This window comes from Virgibacillus salarius (assembly GCF_039521925.1).
In the GTDB taxonomy this organism is placed as follows: domain Bacteria; phylum Bacillota; class Bacilli; order Bacillales; family Amphibacillaceae; genus Virgibacillus; species Virgibacillus salarius.
The window spans coordinates 1-21,344 of the sequence record NZ_BAAACY010000142.1 but is presented as its reverse complement, the minus strand read 5'-3'; the positions used below and the strand labels follow the sequence as shown (position 1 = coordinate 21,344).

The window sequence follows — 21,344 nt, the reverse complement described above, 5'->3', positions numbered from 1 at the left end:
ATGGAATTTACTAAATCAGAAGCGCTTCATAAAGAAGCACTCAAGCATATTGTTGGAGGAGTGAATTCACCATCTCGAGCTTATAAAGCAGTAGGTGGCGGTTCACCGGTATACATGGAACGTGGCCAAGGTGCTTATTTTTGGGACGTTGATGGTAATAAATATATTGATTATCTAGGAGCTTATGGTCCAATTATTACAGGACACGCACATCCCCATATTGCAAAAGCAATCGCACATGCAGCTACGACTGGTGTATTATATGGAACGCCTACTCGACTAGAAAATCAGTTTGCTAAAATGCTAAAAGAAGCGATTCCATCATTAGAAAAGGTTCGTTTTGTCAATTCTGGAACAGAAGCAGTGATGACTACCATACGTGTCGCTCGTGCTTATACGAATCGAACAAAGATCATTAAATTCGCCGGCTGTTATCATGGACATTTTGATGCAGTCCTTGTAGAAGCAGGTTCCGGACCAGCAACCTTAGGTACACCAGATTCAGCTGGAATACCTGAATCCGTAGCTCAAGATGTCATTACGGTTCCATTTAATGATATAGACGCCCTCAAACAAGCATTAGATAAGTGGGGAGAGCAAATTGCAGCCATATTAGTTGAACCGATTGTTGGTAATTTTGGAATTGTTGAACCAATGGAAGGTTTTTTACAAGCAGTTAATGACCTAACTCATGAAGCTGGTGCTCTTGTTATCTACGATGAAGTTATCACGGCTTTCCGATTTACATACGGTAGCTCTCAACAACTATATGGAATTGAACCAGATATGACCGCAATGGGTAAAATTATTGGTGGTGGACTTCCAATTGGTGCATACGGTGGACGAAAAGAAATTATGGAACAGGTTGCACCTCTCGGACCAGCATATCAAGCAGGAACCATGGCAGGAAATCCTGCATCTATGGCCTCAGGTATTGCTTGTCTGGAAGTCCTGCAAAAAGATGGGGTCTATGAAAAATTAGATACCCTAGGTACACAACTTGAAGCAGGTATTCTTGAAAAAGCCCGTGACCATGGGATCTCTATCTCTGTTAATCGCCTATGCGGTGCATTAACGGTTTATTTCGGAGATGGCCAAATCATTAATTACGCTCAAGCAGAAGCGAGTGATGGTGAAGCTTTTGCAGCGTTCTTCCGACTGATGCTGGAACAAGGAATTAATCTTGCACCATCTAAGTATGAAGCATGGTTCTTAACTACCGAGCATACGGAAAAGGACATTGCTGAAACGATTGAAGCAGTAGGAAATGCATTTAAACAAATGGCAGATAAATAAGATGGAGAAGCTGTTCCATAAGTCTAAAACTTGTGGAACAGTTTTTTTATGTATTCCTCCTCCAACATTAATTATCAAGCTACGTAGACAGTATGAATTTTAAGAAGCGAATACTCCTCTAAGCAACTACTGAAGATTCCGCTGTTAGCGTTCTTTGCTACCAAGGATGCTGAAGCGTTGTCCACGGAAGGAGACGGCTCACCACTATAATTTTCTTTTCCTCACAAAACATATCTCTAATGATCAGTTGATGCATACTTTTCCTGCTTTGCCACAAACTAAGCATACGTCAATTTTTTGGAGGGTATTATGAATAAACCATATCGCTGTCCAAACTGCAAAACTAACAAAACTCGTTTTAATAAAATTGAACAAGTTGCTCAGCCGATAAAAATTGATGCAACTACAGGTGAGACGATTAATAATTATCAAGATGGTAATGTAGAAGTTTTTCATACTATATACCAAGGCCCTAAGTACAGAGTACAGTGTGCTTCCTGTGGATTAATTGAAGATGAAAAAACTTTCATTCAATTCGCTCAATTAGATTAAGAACAAAAGAACAAGCGACCAATTTGAAACGGAACGAGTCAACGGAGATAAAGGAATCAAGGTGAGCTTGCAAGTGGATGATGACTTAGTGTAGAGCGATTCGTGAAAACGCCTAGTTTCTGAGCGCTGTAGCTAGACAGGGCTCAACACGTCCATATTTAACTATTGGGCAAATTTTTTAATATCCTAGACTATGAAAAAAGATGCACATGCAAAATTTCTCATGTGCATCTGTTCTATAATGTCCCATCATCTAGATGCTGCACTTGGTATAGGTCATAATAATGTCCCTGCATTTTCATTAATTCATCATGCGAGCCAACTTCCTTGATCTCCCCATCTTCAATAAGAACAATTCGATCAGCATGCGTTATCGTAGCTAACCTGTGCGCAACAATAAATGTTGTTCGATTAGATGCGAGATGCTCCATCGCTTCTTGAATCGTATGCTCACTTTCCAAGTCAAGTGCCGATGTCGCTTCATCAAAAATTAGTAACGGCGGATTCTTTAAAAACACACGAGCAATTGCAATACGTTGCTTTTGTCCACCCGATAATTTCACACCACGTTCTCCTACTAAAGTATCGTATCCATTTGGCAGACTTTGAATAAATTCATGAGCATTCGCGGCCTTTGCTGCTTCGATAACCTCATTATCAGAAGCAGTCGGCTTTCCCATCCTTATATTCATGGCAATAGATTCACTAAATAACGTATTATCCTGTAAAACCATTCCAATCTTATCTCGAAGCGATCGGACTTTCATATCTCTAACATCTATACCATCTACTTTTATGGCACCAGCTGTTACATCATAAAAGCGTGGTATTAAACTGACAAGTGTTGATTTACCCCCACCACTCATACCAACAAAAGCAATTGTTTCGCCTTGTTGAACATGTAAGCTAATACTTTTTAATACTTCATTTTCTTCATCATCATACTGAAAGGATACACTCTCAATCATTACATCCCCTGCTACATGTTCTACTTCAATAGCATCCTTTTTATCAACAATATCGTATTTTTCACTCATTAGTTCAAAAACTCTATCGATGGACGCAATGGATTGAACGAGTGTCGTAGATGAGTTAATGAGTCGTCGTAGCGGACTATAAACTCGCTCCATATAGCCAACAAATGCCACCATGGTCCCCATCGTTAAATTCCCATGAATTACTTGATACCCTGCATAAGCGATTACCAATAATGGTGCTAAATCGGTAATGGTATTCGTTACTGCAAATGTCTTTGCATTCCAATTTGTATGATCAAGTGCCTTGTTCAAAAAGTTACGGTTTCTAAACTCAAACTGCTCTTGTTCGTAATCCTCTAAAGCGAAGCTTCTTGTGACTGGCATTCCTTGTACCCTTTCATGTAAATGCCCCTGTACCTCCGCAAGAGCTTGGGATCGGTCACGAGTTAGCTGGCGTAGTCGTGCATAAAAATATTTTATGGAAAAACCAAAGAATGGGAATAAAATAATTGAAACAATCGTTAACCCAATATCCATTGTTAGCATAATCCCAATCGCAATCAGAATGGTTATAAGATCTAACCAGATATTCATTAAACCTGTTATGACAAAAGTCTTTGTCTGTTCGACATCATGTATTACCCGGGAAATAATTTCTCCGGTTTTTGTCTTTGAATAGAACTTTAGACTTAACTTTTGTATATGATCAAAAAGCCGATCGCGAATATCAAATAGAATGGTGTTGCCTACCCATTGCGCTAGATACTGTCGAATATATTCAATGGGTGGACGCAGAATAACGAAAATCGTAAAGGCTATTCCCATTATCCAAATTAACTGAGACGTCTTTTCAGCTTGATTCAAACCGTCATTACCAATAATATTATCGATAACATATTTTAATATAAGCGGCATCAGTAAAGGTATACCAAATTTCACAATTCCCACAAGTACTGTCCAAATAATCTTCCATTTATATGGTTTTACAAACTTCATGTACTGTTTTATCGAACTCATGTCTAGAAACTTCCTTATCATTAGTATTCTCATTTCTATACGCATAACATCATAGCTACAAACAAAAGCCTTGCTACAAGCTTTGTAACAAGGTTTCTTATTAACGGTACGTTAAATATCTTTCATACCATTCATCGACAAATCCAGGAAGAAACGGTCCCTTTTTTTGTCGAACCCAGCGTAATAAATATTCCAATTGTTGGTGCAATATACGATCAAGCACCCTCGGATAGTTCATTTGCTTTCGATGTTCTTCATATTCATCTTCATCTAATAAATCGAATGTCATATCGGGATAAACTTTCACATCTAAATCATAATCGATATATTTAATCGCATTTTCCTCAAAGATGAAGGGGGAACTAATATTGCAATAAAAATAAATGCCATCCGTTCGAAGCATACCGATAATATTAAACCAATATTTGGAATGGAAATAACAGATTGCCGGTTCCCTAGTAATCCACTTTCTTCCATCACTTTCTTTTACTTCTGTTTTATCATTTGCTCCGATGACAATTGTTTCCGTTCCTTTTAAAACTAGACTATTTTCCCATACACGATGAAGTTGTCCATTGTGTTTATAGCTTTGTATCTGAATTTTTGTTCCCGATTTCGGAGCAACCATTCAATCTCCCTTTCTTCTTGTCATCCGTTACTGACCATGCATTTATTATAATGGGAATAAGTCCAAATATAAAGTATTACGAACCATACACAAGAACATAAAATGCTCAAAAGATAAAAGAGCCCCCTTAAAGAAAGGGAGCTCTTAATAATTGGGGGGACGCAGTTACTTTTTGTTTTGCTGAGATTTTTGATTTTGCTGTTTAACTTCCTGAGCATTGGTTTGTTCAGCACCAAATTCAGTACCATACTGACCTTGCCCTTGAGCGGCTTGTTGGTTTTGTTGCTTAACCTTTTGAACGTTTGTACCTGCAGTAGTTTTGTTCGGTTTTTTAGCCATCAATATCACCTCCGCAATAATTAATTTGTCCACTAACACGTTTCTTTATCCAAATTTTATTTAGTAAAAAAAGCATGGTGTGGATGTTTTTACCAATATTGAATAGATACGAAATAAATACATATATTAAGGATAAGCATTGCTTTGGAGGCTGAAATAATGACCACATCGAAGAGAGACTTTACAGAGCTATCTATGATGAGTAAGACAAAGTGGAATGAGGAAGAATTAGTATACTTTCAGCATGCATTATCTCAGCTGCTACCATATATTAACCCTGAGGGCCTAACCATTCTGCATGAAATTAATAAAGAAATGCATAACCGACAAGAATAAAAAAAGCACAAGCGCCCGTATTAATCGTAGCGACTGGAGCGAGTCAATGGAGATATAGGAATCACGGCGAGTTTGCGAGCCGCTGATGACTTAGCGTAGGGGCGTGAAGTCGCCGAGTTTCTGGGCGCTGGAGCTGGACGCGGATCAACACGCCCATATTTTTCCACATGGGCTATTTTTATAATTTCCTACACTATAAAAGAAGGCGAGGCTAGGACAAAACACAACTTCTTACTCAAAATACGAATAATCATGTTATCAATAGGAGTAACATCGCTGCACCGTGAAACTATACTCGCCTTCCGCGGGGACGCCGGAGTCTCGCTTATTTTAGGTGCTAAATGAATGATTTTGATCAAACAACGAACGATAATTAATTTCAACTAATCATCGTTCGTTGTTTCTTCATTCTTTTGTCTCAGCCTCGCCAAGATTATGTGATATTTGATTAGCACCGATATACGTCATCATTTTCTGATGGGAAACTGGAAATGGATAATTGACTAACTCACACATATCCACTGCCTTTAATCTGTGGTCATCCATAACACTTATATTCGTTGTTGCCGTATAAATATCAAGTTGCCAAATAATATGTGAAAAAACATGCTTTAACTTCCCTTTCTTTTCCTGCAATTGAAGGGTAATACCGTACTCATTATAGAACCATCTTTCCAGATGTTCCCATCCTATTTCTTTTATTGGTACCATTGGAAATTGCCAAAGATTAGCTAATAATCCTTTATCAGAGCGTTTTTCAATGATAAACGTATCTGTTTCTTCATTTTTTATTAGGAGCACAACATATGGTATTGTTTTTTGTTTCTTTGCTTTCTTTTTAATTGGTAATTCTTCTTGCCTACCCTCAGCAAATGCCTGGCAATGCTCTTGAACTGGGCATAATAGACATGCCGGTGATTTTGGAGTACATATCAAGGCCCCAAGCTCCATAATTGCCTGATTAAAGGAGGATGGGTCTGATTCATCAATCATTTCTCGCACATAAGACTCAAATAATTTTTTTGTACGCTGCTGTGCAATATCATCCTCGATCAATAATAACCGTGAGAAAACCCGCATTACATTGCCATCAACCGCAGGTTCTGGTTGATCAAAGGCAATCGATAGGATAGCTCCTTTGGTATACGGACCCACGCCTTTTAAGGCTCCTAAATCCTCTGGATTAGCCGGCACATTTCCATCATATGAAGCTACAACTTCCTTAACAGCGTTTTGTAAATTCCTTGCGCGGGAATAGTATCCTAACCCTTCCCAAGCTTTTAGAACATCCTGCTGATCAGCAGCTGCAAGTGCTTGGACAGTTGGAAACTTTTCAATAAATCGATAAAAATAAGGAATAACTGTATCTACCTTTGTTTGCTGTAGCATAATTTCTGAAACCCAAATTTTATATGGATCCTTATCTTTTCGCCAGGGAAGATCACGCTTATTGTTCTGATACCAATGTATTAGATCATTCTGGAATCCTGAAATGTCAATAGATTGTAGTTTTTTATCTCTCATAAAATCACATCCTGTATGGTACAATAAATAATATGAAATCTACGAATTCCATCGATTTACGAGGTCAACATCAGACAAAAATCGCAAAATCCGTAATTGTTTAATTGATGATACATCATAACGATAGCCCTTTACCGAAAACTTACAAATTAAAACTAGAAAACAGTATAGGCAACCTAAGGAGGACCTGATCTATGGATACTGGTACCCATATTGTAATGGGTGTTGCACTAGGAGGATTAGCTACATTAGATCCAGTAGTTCACAATGATCCTATTTTATTTAATGCAGTACTTGTTGGAACCATCGCCGGTTCTCATGCTCCTGATTTTGATACTGTATTAAAATTAAAAAATAATGCGACATATATTCGACACCATCGAGGAGTTACTCACTCCATTCCCGCTGTAATTATTTGGGGAATATTAATTGCAAATATTATTCATCTGTTTGTTCCACAAGTGAATTTCTTCCACTTGTGGTTATGGACAGCTTTAGCTGTGGTTATTCATGTATTTGTTGATATATTTAATGCTTATGGTACACAGGCTTATCGCCCTTTCACAAGTAAATGGATAGCACATGGGTTCATTAATACCTTTGATCCCTATATCTTCTTCTTGCACATAGCTGGAATAGCCGCTTGGGCATTAGGTGCTCATCCAGGCTATACATGGATTACCATCTATGCGGTTATCTTTCTCTATTATATTAAACGATATATTGACAAAAGAAGCATCGTTAAGAGGATCAAAGCACACTACCCTGATGTTGAGCAAATTGCGACATCACCTACCATTAAACAAAACTATTGGCGGGTGGCAATAACAACAGATCAAAAGTTTTATGTTGGTAGCGTTGAAAATAATCATATTGAAATTGTTGATGAATTCAATAAAGTACCATTACCAGATACAAAAATAATGGAAATTGCTTTAAAAGATAAAAATATCTCTGCCTTTTTATCTTTTTCGCCGGTATATCGTTGGGAAATAAACGACTATGATGACTTCACAGAAGTCCGATTTATCGATTTACGCTACCGCTCAAAAGGACATTATCCCTTTATTGCAGTCGTACAGATCGATGAAAATATGGAAATAATTAGTTCCTATACGGGCTGGATCTTTTCAGAAAACAAACTGCAAAACAAATTATATGTGGAAGAAAGTCCGATTTAAAAGGAGCTGCGCCTGGTCAGCTCCTTACCTTTAAACCTAAAATATTTACTACGATGCGCGAACGTTTTATCTGCCTGATGAGCCGAATTGCTCTTTTAGCGGATTCCGATTTCCAGTGCCCACAGTAATCATTCATTTTAGTTTGGGCATTTTTGTATTACATATATTTTATTTTATGAAGACCCGTGAAACACTGTTTATTTGTTTACGCTATTACCCAATAGAGAAATTGGGATAGCCTCTTCCTTTTCATAAAGTTCTCCAATAAGATTGATTCGATTGCCCCAGGCAAACACACCATTCATGTAATTGATTTTAAACGTAAAGCCCGGATCATTTTTTAATTCATACGTCTCTTGCTCATTAAAATCCTCAGGATTCAGTGTATACGCGAGCGCCACCTGCATTTTTCGTTCGTTTACAGCTACTTCTGAAATATTACCTAACTGCTCAGCTCTTTGGGCTTTTTCTTTCAATTTCCCTATTTCTTGTCTTAATTGCTCCAGTGAGTAATCACTATATCGATAATTGTTTGCCAATGTAATCATCCTTTTTTCAACGTTCCTTTATCATTCTACCAATTACCGAGTAGAAATGGAAACATACTGCTAAAGAAAATGCTTTAGAAATGATCTGATTCTTTATCATATTCATCAACAAACTGATGAATTAACTCAAAAGTAAATCCTTTTCTATATAAGCCTTCTTTTATCTTTTGCTTCAATTCATATCCTGTTAGCTTCTGCGAATGCTTTTTTAAAAGTTTTTCTCCCTGATAAATAATCGCGGTCCATTCTTCCGACACATCTTTTCCATCTCTACTTTCATCTAATACAGTCTGGATAATATCTTGTGAAAATCCTTTTTGCTGCAAGGTACCTTGTACGTTTTGCAGCTGCTTGCGGAAGGAATCCTTTCTCTTCTGTTGAAGTTTCTTTTGTACTAATTTAATAACCTTTTTGTATTGTGCTTCGTAGGTATATAACTGAATTGCTTCTTCAGCAAGTTTTGGAGCTACTCCCTTCTCCATCAGTTCTTTCTTTATAATCATTGGTCCTTTGGATGATGTATTCATCCTTGTCCGAACAAACATCTCGGCAAACTGCCGGTCATCAATAAGATTTTCATTAGATAACCGATCTAAGATCATCGAGATATGTTCTGGTTCAACTTCTTTTTGAAGCAAGTAATCATGAATTTCCTTTCTCGAACGCATTCGATAGCTTAGGAAATTAATTGCAAGAAGATATGATTTATAAACGATATCCTTTTTAAGGAGCTCGGTTATTGTAGCTTCATCCAGTTCCATCCCCTTCCGAAGCTGAAATTCGATAAGAATCGTTTCATCGATGCCAAAGCCAAAAGACTCTTTTTCTCCCTCACTTACATAAACATTATAACGTTGAGAATTTTTCTTTTGTGTCGTAATTCGGGTAATTTTTCTCATCATCACACACCCCTTTTTTCCATCATACCAAATCATTAACCAGCATGCCTGTTGTTTTATCCGTCCATTACTCATTCTTCACAGACAAATATCTGCTTTTTTCTGTTAGGAGCGGTCGATCGAATAAATGAACTGTAAAAAATAGGATATTCGCATATAATAGAGATAACTAATTTGGAAGAAGGTGAAGCAAAATGAATATTCTAATTACTGGCGGTACTGGCTTTGTTGGAAAGGAACTAATGAGACATCTTCATGCTCATCAACACCATACGTACGTATTAACTAGATCACCTGAGAAGTATGTGAATACAGCTGATGCAACATTCATTGGTTATCATTACCCACCAGAGGAGTTGCCTTCTATTCAAGCAGTTGTTAATCTAGCTGGTGAATCTCTATTTGGATACTGGACGGAAACGAAAAAAAATAAAATATTGGATAGTAGAATACATACGACCGAGAGGTTAATCACGTTTATTAAAAAACTATCGACGCTTCCTGATGTTTTTATCAGTGGTTCAGCAGTCGGTTACTATGGTATTTCAGACGACCTTATGTTCTCAGAAAAAACAACACAAGCAGGGGATGACTTCCTAGCAAAAGTAGTTGTGAAATGGGAAAAAACTGCGAAGCAAGCAGAAGAATTAGGTATACGTACGATCTATACTCGATTCGGCGTTATCCTAGGAAAAGAAGGGGCACTTCCTCTTATGAGTTTACCTGTAAAGCTTTTTGCTGGGGGTAAAATAGGAACTGGTGAGCAATGGCTATCCTGGATTCATATTGAAGATGTGGTTCGTATTATTGATTACTGTATTCATAACGAAGCAATAGCAGGTCCTGTAAATGTAACAGCACCTCATCCAAAGCAAAATAAAGTGTTCATGAAGACATTAGCAAAGGCATTAGCACGCCCATATTGGTTACCCGTCCCTTCATCCATTATGTATGTAGCAACTGGTGAAATGTCCCAACTTATTACTAAAGGACAGTACGTTATTTCGAATAAATTAGAAGAGCATCGATATCATTATTCCTTTCCATATTTAACAGAAGCATTACGTCATATTTATCGTTAATAGTATGTCGATTTTTGCTCTCAAAAAACAATTCCATTTTAATCAAATCCAGTGTAAAATAATAGTACGTACAAAGTTTAAATTGAAAGAGTTGACGATAGCAAGACAATCATACTAGTTAAATAGGGAAGGCAAATGGTGCGCCACCGGCAATGCCGGTTCTAGTGGGTTCGATTCCCACCCCGAATTTTTGTTGAAAGCTAACTAAAAATTCGCGGGTGGGCAAACTTACTGGATTTCCATTTGGTTATTCATTATACCCACCTGAAAATAGGAGGGTATTTTTTATGCTTAAAGCACGAGATCTACATGAGGTGCCTGTATTATTTGAGTTATTAGTAAATCCAGCTGTTTTTCCCTATGTTCGGCACAAAGCAAATACCACTGATGAATACTATTTTATTACGAAACAAACAATGGAAGCAGAAGAAAGAGGAGAATTAATCTCACGGACTATTTTAGACGAGTATGGCAATCCAATTGGAACTATTAATTTATTTGATATCCAGGAAAACTATGGGTTTCTAGCTACTTGGATCGGGAAGCCTTATTTTGGTAAAGGCTATAATAAACAAGCAAAGGAACAATTTTTCAATGATATTTTCTCTAGCTCACCGATTGAGGGTGTATTCATGAAAGTCCGCAAATCAAATATACGTTCCTTAAAGGCTGTGTCAAAATTACCTTATGTTACATTGGCTAACGATACGTATCAGGAAGTCTTTCATATGATAAATCTTGAAGCTGTAGTCTATGATTTATTCGTGGTAACGAAGCAACAATATTTATCGTATCAGCAGTTTGCTACAAACCCTCAGGAAGCCACTGAAGAAGAAGTCGGTTGATTTCTGTGTATAAATATATGTTACTTGTCCATACTAAAAAGAAAAGGACGGATTTGCCATGAAAAAACAGATTAGTGCATCTACGAGAGCAAAATTTTTGTCTAAAACGCAAGAGGTTTTATACCAAAAGGAATTCAAGCATGCGGATCAAATATATGATCAGCTCTCTAAGAGAGGAAACCGAAGCTAAAAGGTTTCAACAGGCTGTCGAGCCTAGGAACTCGACAGCTTTATTTAATTACTCGTAGTGTTATATATCCGTTAGAACAGATTCGATAAACCGTCTTTCTAATGAAGGTAAGCGAATTTCCCGTATGAGAAAAGAGAAAGTAGAACGTGAACTGCACGGGCAGCGTTATTGTCGTTTGTGCAGCAAAGATGATGTGCGTAAACAAGCATTACTCGTTTCAGCCAGCTAGAACATGAATAAGAGTATTTTCGGTGAAGGGCTCGCTTTCCCCACGAAAAACGAGTGCTACTCGTTCGTCCGCGCACACAAAAAAAGTTTGTAGAATTTCTACAAGCTTTTTTTGCTATGTATCACACGTTCTATGCCATAAGTCCTATTCAATAATAAAGCTGCGGATGTAACTCCTTCTCTTCCACGAAAGATAACCAGGTTATAATCATTTGTTCAGCCTGAATCCTTGCTTCAGATTTTTCCTTCGCAAACCCATAGCCAACAATAATGTTTGTTGTCTCAAATGCTATTGCCGCCTGCCATATTTCCATTTTTTCTGCATTATAGACAAATACCATAACAGTATTATTACCCCTAACTTCAATTTCAAAATCATGATCCTTAAATATAAAACGTAGTATTTTACATTTAGTCAGACTCGTGATGGTTAAATGGTGCAGTATCATGCAACTAATCATTAACTATCCCTCCATTGATCTATATGAGAACATTTTACTATATGTGTATTTTAAGAACAAGAATGGAGCATTATAAGTTTTATAAACATGATAGGATGAGAGATACTAAAGCTTCATTTTTTCTAAATTTAACCAATCGAGTGTGGTAGCATGCGTGAACAAATTGCACATAATATTAAATTTCTTCGTGAACAGAATAATTGGACGCAAAAGGAGCTCGCTGAAAAGCTTTTAATCTCTCGCTCTGTTATTGCTAAATGGGAAAATAATTCGGTAACACCAGATATCATGTCTTTACTAAAACTTTCCGAAATATTTCAAGTATCACTAGATCATTTAGTTGGAAATTACTCCTTTCGTGATGATTTACTTAAGGAATTTAAACGGATTTACAGTTCATCTCCTAACTCATTTGATGAGGAAGCAGTTGAAATCGTTGAATACATCATGACGAATCCTGAATTTAAAAAGGAAATTTTTGAATTGAAACAATTATCTATTAAGAAGCAACATTCTATTCATAAACTGATAGCTGAACTTATTCAACAATATAAAAACATATGATAAAAGAGAACGAAATTACTTCGTTCTCTTTTCTATTCCACAATCAGCTATATCTACTTCTATCCAACCAAAAAACCCGTACCCCCTGTGAGTAATCCATCTTCACGAGATCTCAGTAGCTCGTTTCTTTGAGATGACAATAACACAGCTCGAACAGCACTTTTACATATTCCTTATTGCTCGAATTCAGAGACATTTCGATTCTCAACCTATTATATTTTCGTTGACACTAAGTTATATCTGTTATACATTAAATATAACAGATATAAAGGAGTGCCATGGAATGTGTTCATATCACTAGATTTTGAGTCTAAAGATCCAATATACCTGCAACTATCTCAACAAATCATTGAAGGCATTGCTAGAAGACAATTATGTCCTGGTGACACGTTGCCCTCCGTTCGCTCGTTAGCAGCGGATATCGGAATTAACTTGCATACTGTCAATAAAGCATATCAGCAACTTAAACAAGATGGGTTTCTTCATATACATCGTCAAAAGGGTGTCGTCATTAACCCAGATGGGGTACCAAAAGCAGATGATCAATATAGGTCGAAAGTGGAGCATGAGCTACACCCAATTATTGCTGAGAATATCTGTCGAGATTTGAATAAAGAAGAATTTCTTAACATGTGTTCACATATTTATTCAGAATTTACGAAAGATGGTGAATCCTAGATGAATAATATAACGTTAGTATTAATCGTTTTACTCGTGCCCATGTTTATATTTTTTATCTTCGTACCATATTTGACTAGAAAAACAGAAAGCTTTGGTGTATCTATTCCAGAGACTGTGTATTATACCCCAGAGCTTAAAAAAATGAGAAAACAATATGCTTATGCTATTAGCTTCCTAAGCGCCTTTGCTACAGGCATTTTTCTTATTACCGATATGATAACTGACTTAGAAGAATCAGCAGTTGGAATTCTGCTCGCCATTGTCATTTCTGTATTTATTCTACTTAGCTTTCTCAGCTATTACGTTTTCCATATAAAGATGAAACAGTTGAAAAAATTATCTAATTGGAAGCAAGAAAAATCACAGAAGGTTTACATTCATACCCAATTTCACCAATCTAAATTAAGATATTCCAATGCATGGTTTCTTTTTTCAATTATTATCGCAATAGCAACTATCATAGCTAGTATGATGTCCTACGCAAAATTCCCTGAACAAATACCGATGCAATATAATTTCCAAGGCGAAGTTACTAATTGGGCTGAAAAATCACACCGAACCGTGTTAGCAATGCCGATTATCCAGCTTTACTTAACGTTAATTTTCGTTTTTGTTAATACAATAATTGGTAAAGCTAAGCAGCAAATAAACGCTGAAAACCCGAATGAATCTATGCAACAGAATATACTATTTCGTAGAAGATGGTCTGCATTTACAATTATCGGCGGCATTCTATTAACCATTCTGTTTTCGATTGTACAATTCTCTTTTATGTATCCGATACCGCAAGCTTTAATGATTCGTGCAGCTATCCTTATTAGTATTGGATTAACCATCGGTGCTATTATCCTTTCCATTACAACCGGGCAAGGAGGCAGTCGGATTAAAGCTTCAAGCAAAGGTCAAGTAGAAGTAATCGACAAGGATGATGATCGTTACTGGAAGCTTGGACAATTTTATGTAAATAAAAACGATCCTACGATCTTTTTAGAGAAGCGATTTGGAATTGGTTGGACAATGAATTGGGGTAGACCACTTTCTTGGGTTATTGTTATCCTGTTCGTCCTGATCACGATCGGAATCGTATGGCTCGCAATATAAAAAGGGAGATAGGTTACTATGCAGGAAATGTTTGAATCCATAAACTGGGCGGTTATTACTCCGTTGCTAGTTATACAAGGAATATTATTAATCATTGCAATTATTGATTGGGCTAAGGTCGAAAAGACGAATGGACCGAGATGGATGTGGTTCTTCATTATTATCTTCATTTATACCATTGGACCGATTGCATATTTTATTTTCGGGAGGAGGCAACAATAGATGACATTATTAACAATCACAAATTTAACCAAGAAATTTAGTAATAAGCTAGCTGTTAACAATGTTAATTATACACTAACGCCCCAAAAATGCGTTGCGTTAATCGGGCCGAACGGTGCTGGTAAAACCACAATTCTAAGAATGTTAACTGGACTTCTAAAGCCTTCTTCCGGTGTCATACAATTTGCAAACAAACCAAAAAACGATGATGCTAGAAGCTTTATTGGGTACTTGCCTCAATATCCTGTATTTTATAATTGGATGACCGGAATGGAATTTCTTACATTTAGCGGGCAACTAGAAGGTTTAACTAAGCAAGAATCAGTAAAAAGAGCTACCTTTCTAATGGAAAAAATAGGAATTGCAAATACAAAAAACAAACGAATTGGTAACTATTCTGGAGGGATGAAGCAACGTCTTGGAATAGCTCAAGCAATTATTCATAGACCAAAGCTATTAGTTCTCGATGAACCAGTCTCCTCTTTAGATCCCATTGGACGTCGAGAAGTTCTTTCTCTTATGGAAGAGTTAAAACAACAGATGACTATTCTTTTTTCTACTCATATATTAGGCGATGCAGATGAGATTAGCGATGAATTATTGCTGCTTAAAGAGGGAGAAATTATTGAATCAGGAGAAATGCATGTCCTACGTCAAAAATATCAAACAGCCAAGATATCCATTCAATGCCATGAAAACCTGCCAATTTATCGTGATAAAATCTCTACTTTGTCCTCCGTACGAAATGTTTATATAGAAAGAGATACGATTCAGATTACCGCATATAATATCCAAAATGCCCGACAGGAAATTTTGCAAATCGCCTCTAAAGAACAATGGCCACTCACAAATCTCACATTACATCGTACGTCCTTAGAGGATATGTTTATGAAGGTGGTGAACGAATAATGCATACTAAGGTTTTACTTCAAAAAGAGATGTTAGAGAATTGGCGAAACAAGAAATGGATTTGGGTACCACTCGTATTCCTTCTTTTAGCAATTATGGATCCAATCTCTAATTATTATCTTCCTCAGATATTAGAATCAATCGGTGGATTACCGGATGGAACTGTGTTAGAACTTCCTGAGTACGCTCCACAAGACATACTTTTAATGAGTTTAGGGCAATTTTCCAGTCTTGGTGTTCTCTTAATTGTGCTAATCTCTATGGGAACCATTGCAGGAGAACAAAAAAATGGTGTAATGGATTTGCTTCTTATTAAACCCATCTCCTACCGTTCGATTATTTTAGCAAAATGGTTTTCTCTTTTATTGCTTGTCTGGACTTCCTTGTTTCTTGGTATCACAGCAAGCTGGTATTATACGAATAGCTTGTACGGTGAAATCGAGTTTTTATCTATGTTACTTGTTACATTCTATTACGGTCTTTGGTTAACTTTAGTTGTAACCATTTCCATTTTTTATAATGCTATTATACAAACACCAGGTTTAGTTGCATTTTTAACAATCCTTACAACAATAATCTTAAGTATTGTTACTAATGTTTTTGGTACACATATAAAGTGGAGTCCTGTTAATTTATCAACTTATATTCATGAAATGCTTGTTCTCGGTTCTGTTACCTCCCAATTAATTGCTACTGCTTTTACAACGATTGTCCTTATCATAATCATTCTTTCTGTAGCTATTTATTGTTTTAAAAAGAAACATCACTAACATAAAAAGGAACGGTTAGACTTGGAAATTCTTCTCGCTTTCTTAATCAGACGAATACACCGTGTCTTCTTCTCCAATAGCTTAGACTAAAATTGTCCGTCTTCATCAGGATTATCGCAGTTCCCCCATTGTTCACACAAGTCAAACAAAGGGATTGAACATAACAAACACGATTAATTCATTACACGAACAATGCACTACTCTACCTCATAAAATATATAGCTCCTTGATAAACAAGAGCGATGTATCGCTGCCTTTCCTCCATTTCCTGTAGAAGGAAAGACAGCGGTGAACGCCACATTGCGGAGCAAAGCCGATGGCTTGGAACGAATCTTCTTTTCTATAAATATAAGTGGAGCTTGGCACCTACCTTATCGCACCTTTATAATTGTTATTTGTTTCAAAAAGGCAAATGAGGCAAGATATAGCAGTAATCCAACTGCGAATAATTGGAGAAAGAATACCATATTAATATGCACAACTAGATCTACAATAAAGTCAATCAACCAGCCCTGAGCAATACCAAATAATAATACAACCGCAGCCACACCTAAGCTTATTCCACCACCTAAGAATCCATGTCTATAAAAAACCAATCCTAACATAAACATAAGTGACATTAAGAAAAAGATTAACATGACATCCATTCCTATTCGTATATACCACGTATCATTTACAAAATAGGCAAGATGTAAAAAGTAGAAATCTTCAATACCAATAACCTTTGTAAAAAATGAAATAGCTTCCTGTAGAATACTTGCAACAACTGCTTTTGTAATAGCTAGTAGGAAAAAGAAGATACCTATGCTAATAAAAATATTCTTGCGTGTTGCCCCCAATTTAATAGAAAATGGGATAAATTCTTTTACCACGTTAAAAGCTAAAATACTACAATATATATAAATTGGAGCCGTTAAACTAAAAGTCATCATTCCCCCATCAATGGCATCGAGATAAAAACCAAAGGCAATACAAACAACTAATATGGATAATAATATTGTCCAAAAGATCATCATTGAATGACGAATATCAACCAAAAAGAAATATAATAGTCCCTTTAACTGATTCATGGTTAATTAAGCTCCCCTCTTTTTCTCAGTTAGATGGATCATCAGCTCCTGCGTTGGAATTCCTTCGACCTTTAATCCCTGTTCTTCAGCCTCTTGCATACTTCCAAAGAGGTAGGCTGTCATCATCCCTGCCAACTGTTTCTTTTCAATTACTTCTTTACCTTTAATGAAGGCTTCTACATCCTCCACTTTTCCCGTCACAGCACATGTTTGTTCCCGAAGTACTTCAGCAGATTCTTGTAGTACAAGCCGTCCCTCTTGTAAAATCAGTACTTCTTCAAACATAAGACTTACTTCATCAATTAAATGCGTCGAAAAAATAATCATCCGCTTTTCGTTTTCGAATTCTTCTAACATTTGTTTATAGAAGTTTTTGCGTGCTGCTGCATCTAATCCGATATATGGTTCATCAAAAATGGTAATCGGTGCTTTACTTGCCAAACCTACAATTATTCCAAGAGCTGATTCCATTCCTTTTGATAAGGTCTTAATCTTTGCCTGAGGTTTGAGATTATATTCATGAAGTAATTGTTCAGCAAGCTGCTGATCCCATTCTGGGTAGAAAAAAGCATAGATACGGATAACTTCCTTTATCTTTAACTCCCTTTTAAAATTATTACCTTCTTTAATTAAGCAAACCGATGAACTGAGCGTTTGATTATCAAATGGATTTTCACCATCAATCAATACCTCGCCACTAGTTGCTAAGATATTCCCTGCTAAAATATCCATGAAGGTCGATTTACCTGCACCATTTCTGCCTAACAATCCATAAATTTTTGGTCCTTTTAAAGTAAAAGAGACATTCTTTAATGCTTCATCAAGATGGTATCGCTTTGTTACTTTACGAACTTCAATCTTCATTCGTATCCCCCTTATCTATCATTTCTCTTAGTTCCTCCAGACTTATCCTAAGCTTTTTAGCCTCCGCTTTTAATGGAAGCATGTAATTTTCATAAAATGTTTGTTTTCTTTTTTTTATTAAAATTTCTTTAGCATCTTCTGTTACAAACATACCAACACCTCGCCGTTTAAATAAAATTTCCTCAGCTACAAGCGCATTAATCCCCTTAGCAGCAGTAGCTGGATTAATTTGATAATAGTTGGCAAATTCATTAGTAGATGGAACACGTTCCCCTGGCTTTATCGACTCATTAATGATTGCATCTTCAAGCTGTTCTCGTATTTGCAAGAAAATAGGTTTGCTTTCATCTAAACTGTTTTTCATATCATCACCTTGTTCTTTGGTTCATTACTTATGTAACTAACCATATAACTAAATCTTTAATTAGTCAATACATTTATTTAAAATTAGGTGTCTCGCCTAAAAATAAATTAGGAATTAACTTTTAATATTTCTCACTAATTACTCAAAGACTGGATTGAATCTACTTTCTAATGAAGATAAGGGGATTTATCGTATGAGTAGAACGTAGCTTTACGGGTGCCCAAGAACTGCAAAGGCATGCTATGGTCGTGAGCTGGACGCGACTCAACACGCCTATATTTATCCACATGGGACAATTTTGTAATTTCCTATACTACAAAAAAAGCTTGTAGAAAACACAGTGGTTTCTCTACAAGCTGAAAGAAGCTGGGACGAAATTAAAATATTTTAGATAACGTTTCGGTTTTATATGGTAAAATTCTTTCATCCTAGCCTCATCAATCTTCTCCAATTTTCTTATCTTGGCTTGTTGGCAATCTCCCTGCTTTTTTAGCAGCCTCTCGTAAGACATATTCTACGTGACTATTTACGCTGCGAAACTCATCCTTTGCCCAAATCTGCAATATCTCATATAACTTTGGATCTATCCGCAATGGAAAACTCTTTTTCTTCGGCATACTACCCCTCTTTTAATTATTGATATAGGGTTCCTGTATTAACGACAGGCTGTGTGCCATGGTCAGAAACAATCGATACAAGTAGATTATTTGCCATTGCTACACGACGTTCATCATCGAGCTCAACGGAACCATCCTGTTCAAGCTGTAAAATAGCATCTTGAACCATTCCTACGGCACCTTCTACGATTTGCTTTCTAGCTGCAATAATCGCACTTGCTTGTTGGCGTTGAAGCATCGCCTGAGCTATTTCTGTTGAATAAGCAAGATGTGTTAGACGGGCTTCGATTACCTTAACACCAGCAACATTTAACCGATCCTGAAGTTCTGCTGTTAATTCATTAGACACCTCTTGTGCATTACCTCTTAATGTTAGCTCAGCATCTGTAAATGTATCATAAGGGTATTTGGTAGCTACAGCACGAATAGCTGTTTCACTTTGTATTTCAACAAATTGTTCATAACGATCAACATCAAAAACTGCCTTAGCACTATCGACGACTTTAAATACGATAACCGCAGCAATTTCAATTGGATTCCCATTCACATCATTGACCTTCAAACGCTTACTATTAAAATTTCGTACTCGCAGTGAAATTGTTCTTCGTACTGAAAATGGCACAGTTATTACAATTCCTTCTCGCCGAATACTCCCCATATATTTACCAAGAAAAATAACAACTGCGGCTTGATTTGGTTGAACCAACGTAATACCACTACCTAACGTTATCGCAAGAATTAGACAGATTCCACCTAGTACGAATTGCTGCTGGAAAAAACTAAATACAGTTCCAGCTACTAATGCTGCAATAAGTAAAATCCCTATAAAACCATTAATTACCCACGCCTGTTTTTCTCGAATCATAATAATACACACCTTCCCCATGCTTTCTATATCATTATGATATCATTTTTGTATATATTTGTAAATCGCTAACTTGCATCTAAATTATAAAATGGTTCTTTTTCTGGGAATACGAGATAATCTTCACCGTCTGTTCGAATAACTAAATTACCAAGTGCCCCTGTAGAATATATATTTGCATTTACCTTATAAAGATTCTTTATCACACGGTTAACTGGATGTCCATAATCATTTTCCTTACTATACGTTAATATTGCCGTTTGTGGACTCACGGCTTTAAGAAATCTAAGGGACGTACTTGTATTCGACCCATGATGGGCAACTTTCAAAATTTCTGCATCTATTTCTATGTTTTTCATTATTTCTTTTTCTTGTTCCATTTCTACATCACTCATTAATAAAAAGTCGACTTCCTTATAGCTAACCTTCAGTGCAATCGAAGATTGGTTATTGTTTTTTGATTTACCGTATGTGTTTAATACCTGGATACTTAGCAGCGGATCAACCAATAGTTTTTCGTGTAGTTTGGCTACCTTCACAGGAATAGCTTGTTTTCGTATTTCCTGTATATATTTTGCATACATCCGTGTTGTGTGTAACTTCCCAGAGTCTAATATTTTTGCCACCTTGATATGCTTCATCACATAGGGCAACCCACCAATGTGATCAACATCAGGATGTGTTGCTACAAGCAAATCAATTTTGTTCACACCCTGTTTTTTTAAATATTTCACTACTCGTTTCCCTGCATCTGGTGGACCTCCATCGATTAAGATATGTTTGTTTGCGGGCGTTTTTATTAGCATACTGTCTCCTTGCCCAACATCAATAAAATGCATCTGCATACCCGAAGATCCTTCACTATGTATGGAAACTATATGAACATTAAAAAGTGCAATAAAAAAAATAAATCCGATTGATAGCTTACTTTTAATCATAAAGACATCCTCTTTTTCAACTTAATATAGGTTTATTTTCTTACAAAAACAGCGGAATTATGAATAGCATTGATGTTAGTTTATGGGAGTTGTATGAGGAAACTATTCCTGCTGAATAGAGGATATAAAAGGTTTGCCAAGAGAAATACACACTTATCTTCAGAAAATGTGGCAAAGAGAAGGATGGGACAAATGTAGTTAAGAAACAATAAAAAGGGGCTGGGACATAACTAGCCCTTATGAAGTTAAAAAAGATTCCAGTTATCAAAAAATGAT

Annotated in this window: 26 protein-coding genes; 13 read left to right on the top strand and 13 right to left on the bottom strand. The window is 36.5% G+C overall.

Annotated features, from left to right (window positions below; translation table 11 throughout):
* Positions 1-1,296 (top strand): glutamate-1-semialdehyde 2,1-aminomutase, encoded by a 1,296-nt coding sequence (locus ABDZ84_RS17310; RefSeq protein WP_121604740.1) that lies wholly within the window; start codon positions 1-3, stop codon positions 1,294-1,296.
* A 309-nt stretch (positions 1,297-1,605) separates the two neighbouring features.
* On the top strand, positions 1,606-1,848 hold the full coding sequence (locus ABDZ84_RS17305) for a hypothetical protein (protein WP_026680504.1): 243 nt from the start codon (positions 1,606-1,608) through the stop codon (positions 1,846-1,848).
* Positions 1,849-2,084: 236 nt separating this feature from the next.
* Here ABDZ84_RS17305 and ABDZ84_RS17300 read toward each other — a convergent pair whose 3' ends face one another.
* The 3 genes from ABDZ84_RS17300 to ABDZ84_RS17290 form a co-directional block, all read right to left on the bottom strand.
* Positions 2,085-3,842, bottom strand: coding sequence for an ABC transporter ATP-binding protein (locus ABDZ84_RS17300; RefSeq protein ID WP_026680503.1), 1,758 nt, complete (start codon positions 3,840-3,842; stop codon positions 2,085-2,087).
* A 100-nt stretch (positions 3,843-3,942) separates the two neighbouring features.
* On the bottom strand, positions 3,943-4,470 hold the full coding sequence (gene ntdP, locus ABDZ84_RS17295) for a nucleoside tri-diphosphate phosphatase (RefSeq protein ID WP_026680502.1): 528 nt from the start codon (positions 4,468-4,470) through the stop codon (positions 3,943-3,945).
* A gap of 165 nt (positions 4,471-4,635) precedes the next feature.
* Positions 4,636-4,809 (bottom strand): gamma-type small acid-soluble spore protein, encoded by a 174-nt coding sequence (locus tag ABDZ84_RS17290; protein WP_026680501.1) that lies wholly within the window; start codon positions 4,807-4,809, stop codon positions 4,636-4,638.
* A 159-nt stretch (positions 4,810-4,968) separates the two neighbouring features.
* On the opposite strand from ABDZ84_RS17290, the gene ABDZ84_RS17285 reads away from it, so the two are divergent.
* Positions 4,969-5,145 carry a hypothetical protein gene (locus ABDZ84_RS17285; protein ID WP_162986376.1) on the top strand — a complete coding sequence of 59 codons (177 nt, stop codon included), beginning with the start codon at positions 4,969-4,971 and terminating at the stop codon, positions 5,143-5,145.
* Positions 5,146-5,550: 405 nt separating this feature from the next.
* Here ABDZ84_RS17285 and mutY read toward each other — a convergent pair whose 3' ends face one another.
* Positions 5,551-6,669: an A/G-specific adenine glycosylase gene (gene mutY / locus ABDZ84_RS17280; RefSeq protein WP_343782390.1), complete on the bottom strand. Its 1,119-nt coding sequence runs from the start codon at positions 6,667-6,669 to the stop codon at positions 5,551-5,553.
* Positions 6,670-6,863: 194 nt separating this feature from the next.
* On the opposite strand from mutY, the gene ABDZ84_RS17275 reads away from it, so the two are divergent.
* A complete protein-coding gene (locus tag ABDZ84_RS17275) occupies positions 6,864-7,850 on the top strand; it encodes a metal-dependent hydrolase (RefSeq protein WP_343782388.1) in 987 nt (328 codons plus the stop codon).
* A gap of 197 nt (positions 7,851-8,047) precedes the next feature.
* On the opposite strand, the gene ABDZ84_RS17270 is transcribed toward ABDZ84_RS17275, so the two are convergent.
* Together ABDZ84_RS17270 and recX are read right to left on the bottom strand one after the other, a co-directional pair.
* Positions 8,048-8,389, bottom strand: coding sequence for a YfhH family protein (locus ABDZ84_RS17270; protein WP_228089106.1), 342 nt, complete (start codon positions 8,387-8,389; stop codon positions 8,048-8,050).
* A gap of 83 nt (positions 8,390-8,472) precedes the next feature.
* A complete protein-coding gene (gene recX / locus ABDZ84_RS17265) occupies positions 8,473-9,297 on the bottom strand; it encodes a recombination regulator RecX (RefSeq protein ID WP_166530019.1) in 825 nt (274 codons plus the stop codon).
* Between the two features lie 194 nt (positions 9,298-9,491).
* Here recX and ABDZ84_RS17260 point away from each other — a divergent pair, with 194 nt between their 5' ends.
* The 3 genes from ABDZ84_RS17260 (at position 9,492) to ABDZ84_RS17250 (ending at position 11,414) form a co-directional block, all read left to right on the top strand.
* Entirely contained in the window at positions 9,492-10,379 is an 888-nt protein-coding gene (locus ABDZ84_RS17260; RefSeq protein ID WP_166530018.1) for a TIGR01777 family oxidoreductase, read from the top strand.
* A gap of 287 nt (positions 10,380-10,666) precedes the next feature.
* The gene (locus tag ABDZ84_RS17255; protein WP_166530017.1) at positions 10,667-11,224 is read left to right on the top strand and encodes a GNAT family N-acetyltransferase; all 558 of its coding nucleotides are present in this window, start codon (positions 10,667-10,669) and stop codon (positions 11,222-11,224) included.
* A gap of 58 nt (positions 11,225-11,282) precedes the next feature.
* On the top strand, positions 11,283-11,414 hold the full coding sequence (locus ABDZ84_RS17250; RefSeq protein ID WP_121604736.1) for a YfhE family protein: 132 nt from the start codon (positions 11,283-11,285) through the stop codon (positions 11,412-11,414).
* Between the two features lie 377 nt (positions 11,415-11,791).
* Here ABDZ84_RS17250 and ABDZ84_RS17245 read toward each other — a convergent pair whose 3' ends face one another.
* Positions 11,792-12,103, bottom strand: coding sequence for a hypothetical protein (locus tag ABDZ84_RS17245; RefSeq protein ID WP_026680495.1), 312 nt, complete (start codon positions 12,101-12,103; stop codon positions 11,792-11,794).
* Between the two features lie 150 nt (positions 12,104-12,253).
* Here ABDZ84_RS17245 and ABDZ84_RS17240 point away from each other — a divergent pair, with 150 nt between their 5' ends.
* The 6 genes from ABDZ84_RS17240 to ABDZ84_RS17215 all read left to right on the top strand — a co-directional run bounded on the left by ABDZ84_RS17240 (position 12,254) and on the right by ABDZ84_RS17215 (position 16,350).
* Positions 12,254-12,667: a helix-turn-helix domain-containing protein gene (locus ABDZ84_RS17240; protein ID WP_026680494.1), complete on the top strand. Its 414-nt coding sequence runs from the start codon at positions 12,254-12,256 to the stop codon at positions 12,665-12,667.
* 285 nt (positions 12,668-12,952) lie between these two features.
* Complete coding sequence (locus tag ABDZ84_RS17235) at positions 12,953-13,345, top strand: GntR family transcriptional regulator (RefSeq protein ID WP_026679689.1); 393 nt, start codon at positions 12,953-12,955, stop codon at positions 13,343-13,345.
* Entirely contained in the window at positions 13,346-14,449 is a 1,104-nt protein-coding gene (locus tag ABDZ84_RS17230) for a DUF1648 domain-containing protein (protein WP_121604734.1), read from the top strand. It begins immediately after the preceding gene.
* An 18-nt stretch (positions 14,450-14,467) separates the two neighbouring features.
* Positions 14,468-14,671, top strand: coding sequence for a PLD nuclease N-terminal domain-containing protein (locus ABDZ84_RS17225; RefSeq protein ID WP_026679691.1), 204 nt, complete (start codon positions 14,468-14,470; stop codon positions 14,669-14,671).
* Positions 14,672-15,580, top strand: coding sequence for an ABC transporter ATP-binding protein (locus tag ABDZ84_RS17220; RefSeq protein WP_026679692.1), 909 nt, complete (start codon positions 14,672-14,674; stop codon positions 15,578-15,580). It abuts the gene before it with no gap.
* The gene (locus tag ABDZ84_RS17215) at positions 15,580-16,350 is read left to right on the top strand and encodes an ABC transporter permease (protein WP_121604732.1); all 771 of its coding nucleotides are present in this window, start codon (positions 15,580-15,582) and stop codon (positions 16,348-16,350) included. The genes ABDZ84_RS17220 and ABDZ84_RS17215 overlap by 1 nt, the downstream gene beginning before the upstream one ends.
* 371 nt (positions 16,351-16,721) lie before the next feature.
* Here ABDZ84_RS17215 and ABDZ84_RS17210 read toward each other — a convergent pair whose 3' ends face one another.
* From ABDZ84_RS17210 to ABDZ84_RS17185, 6 genes are all read right to left on the bottom strand, one after another.
* Positions 16,722-17,420, bottom strand: coding sequence for a hypothetical protein (locus ABDZ84_RS17210; RefSeq protein ID WP_026679694.1), 699 nt, complete (start codon positions 17,418-17,420; stop codon positions 16,722-16,724).
* Between the two features lie 6 nt (positions 17,421-17,426).
* Positions 17,427-18,284: an ABC transporter ATP-binding protein gene (locus tag ABDZ84_RS17205; protein ID WP_026679695.1), complete on the bottom strand. Its 858-nt coding sequence runs from the start codon at positions 18,282-18,284 to the stop codon at positions 17,427-17,429.
* A complete protein-coding gene (locus tag ABDZ84_RS17200) occupies positions 18,274-18,648 on the bottom strand; it encodes a GntR family transcriptional regulator (RefSeq protein WP_026679696.1) in 375 nt (124 codons plus the stop codon). Before ABDZ84_RS17200 ends, ABDZ84_RS17205 begins: the two co-directional genes overlap by 11 nt.
* A gap of 437 nt (positions 18,649-19,085) precedes the next feature.
* Positions 19,086-19,265, bottom strand: coding sequence for a type II toxin-antitoxin system antitoxin (locus ABDZ84_RS17195; protein WP_026679697.1), 180 nt, complete (start codon positions 19,263-19,265; stop codon positions 19,086-19,088).
* Between the two features lie 16 nt (positions 19,266-19,281).
* On the bottom strand, positions 19,282-20,130 hold the full coding sequence (locus ABDZ84_RS17190) for an SPFH domain-containing protein (protein WP_034678201.1): 849 nt from the start codon (positions 20,128-20,130) through the stop codon (positions 19,282-19,284).
* Positions 20,131-20,198: 68 nt separating this feature from the next.
* Entirely contained in the window at positions 20,199-21,065 is an 867-nt protein-coding gene (locus tag ABDZ84_RS17185; protein WP_026679699.1) for a ComEC/Rec2 family competence protein, read from the bottom strand.
* Positions 21,066-21,344 lie beyond the last annotated feature (279 nt).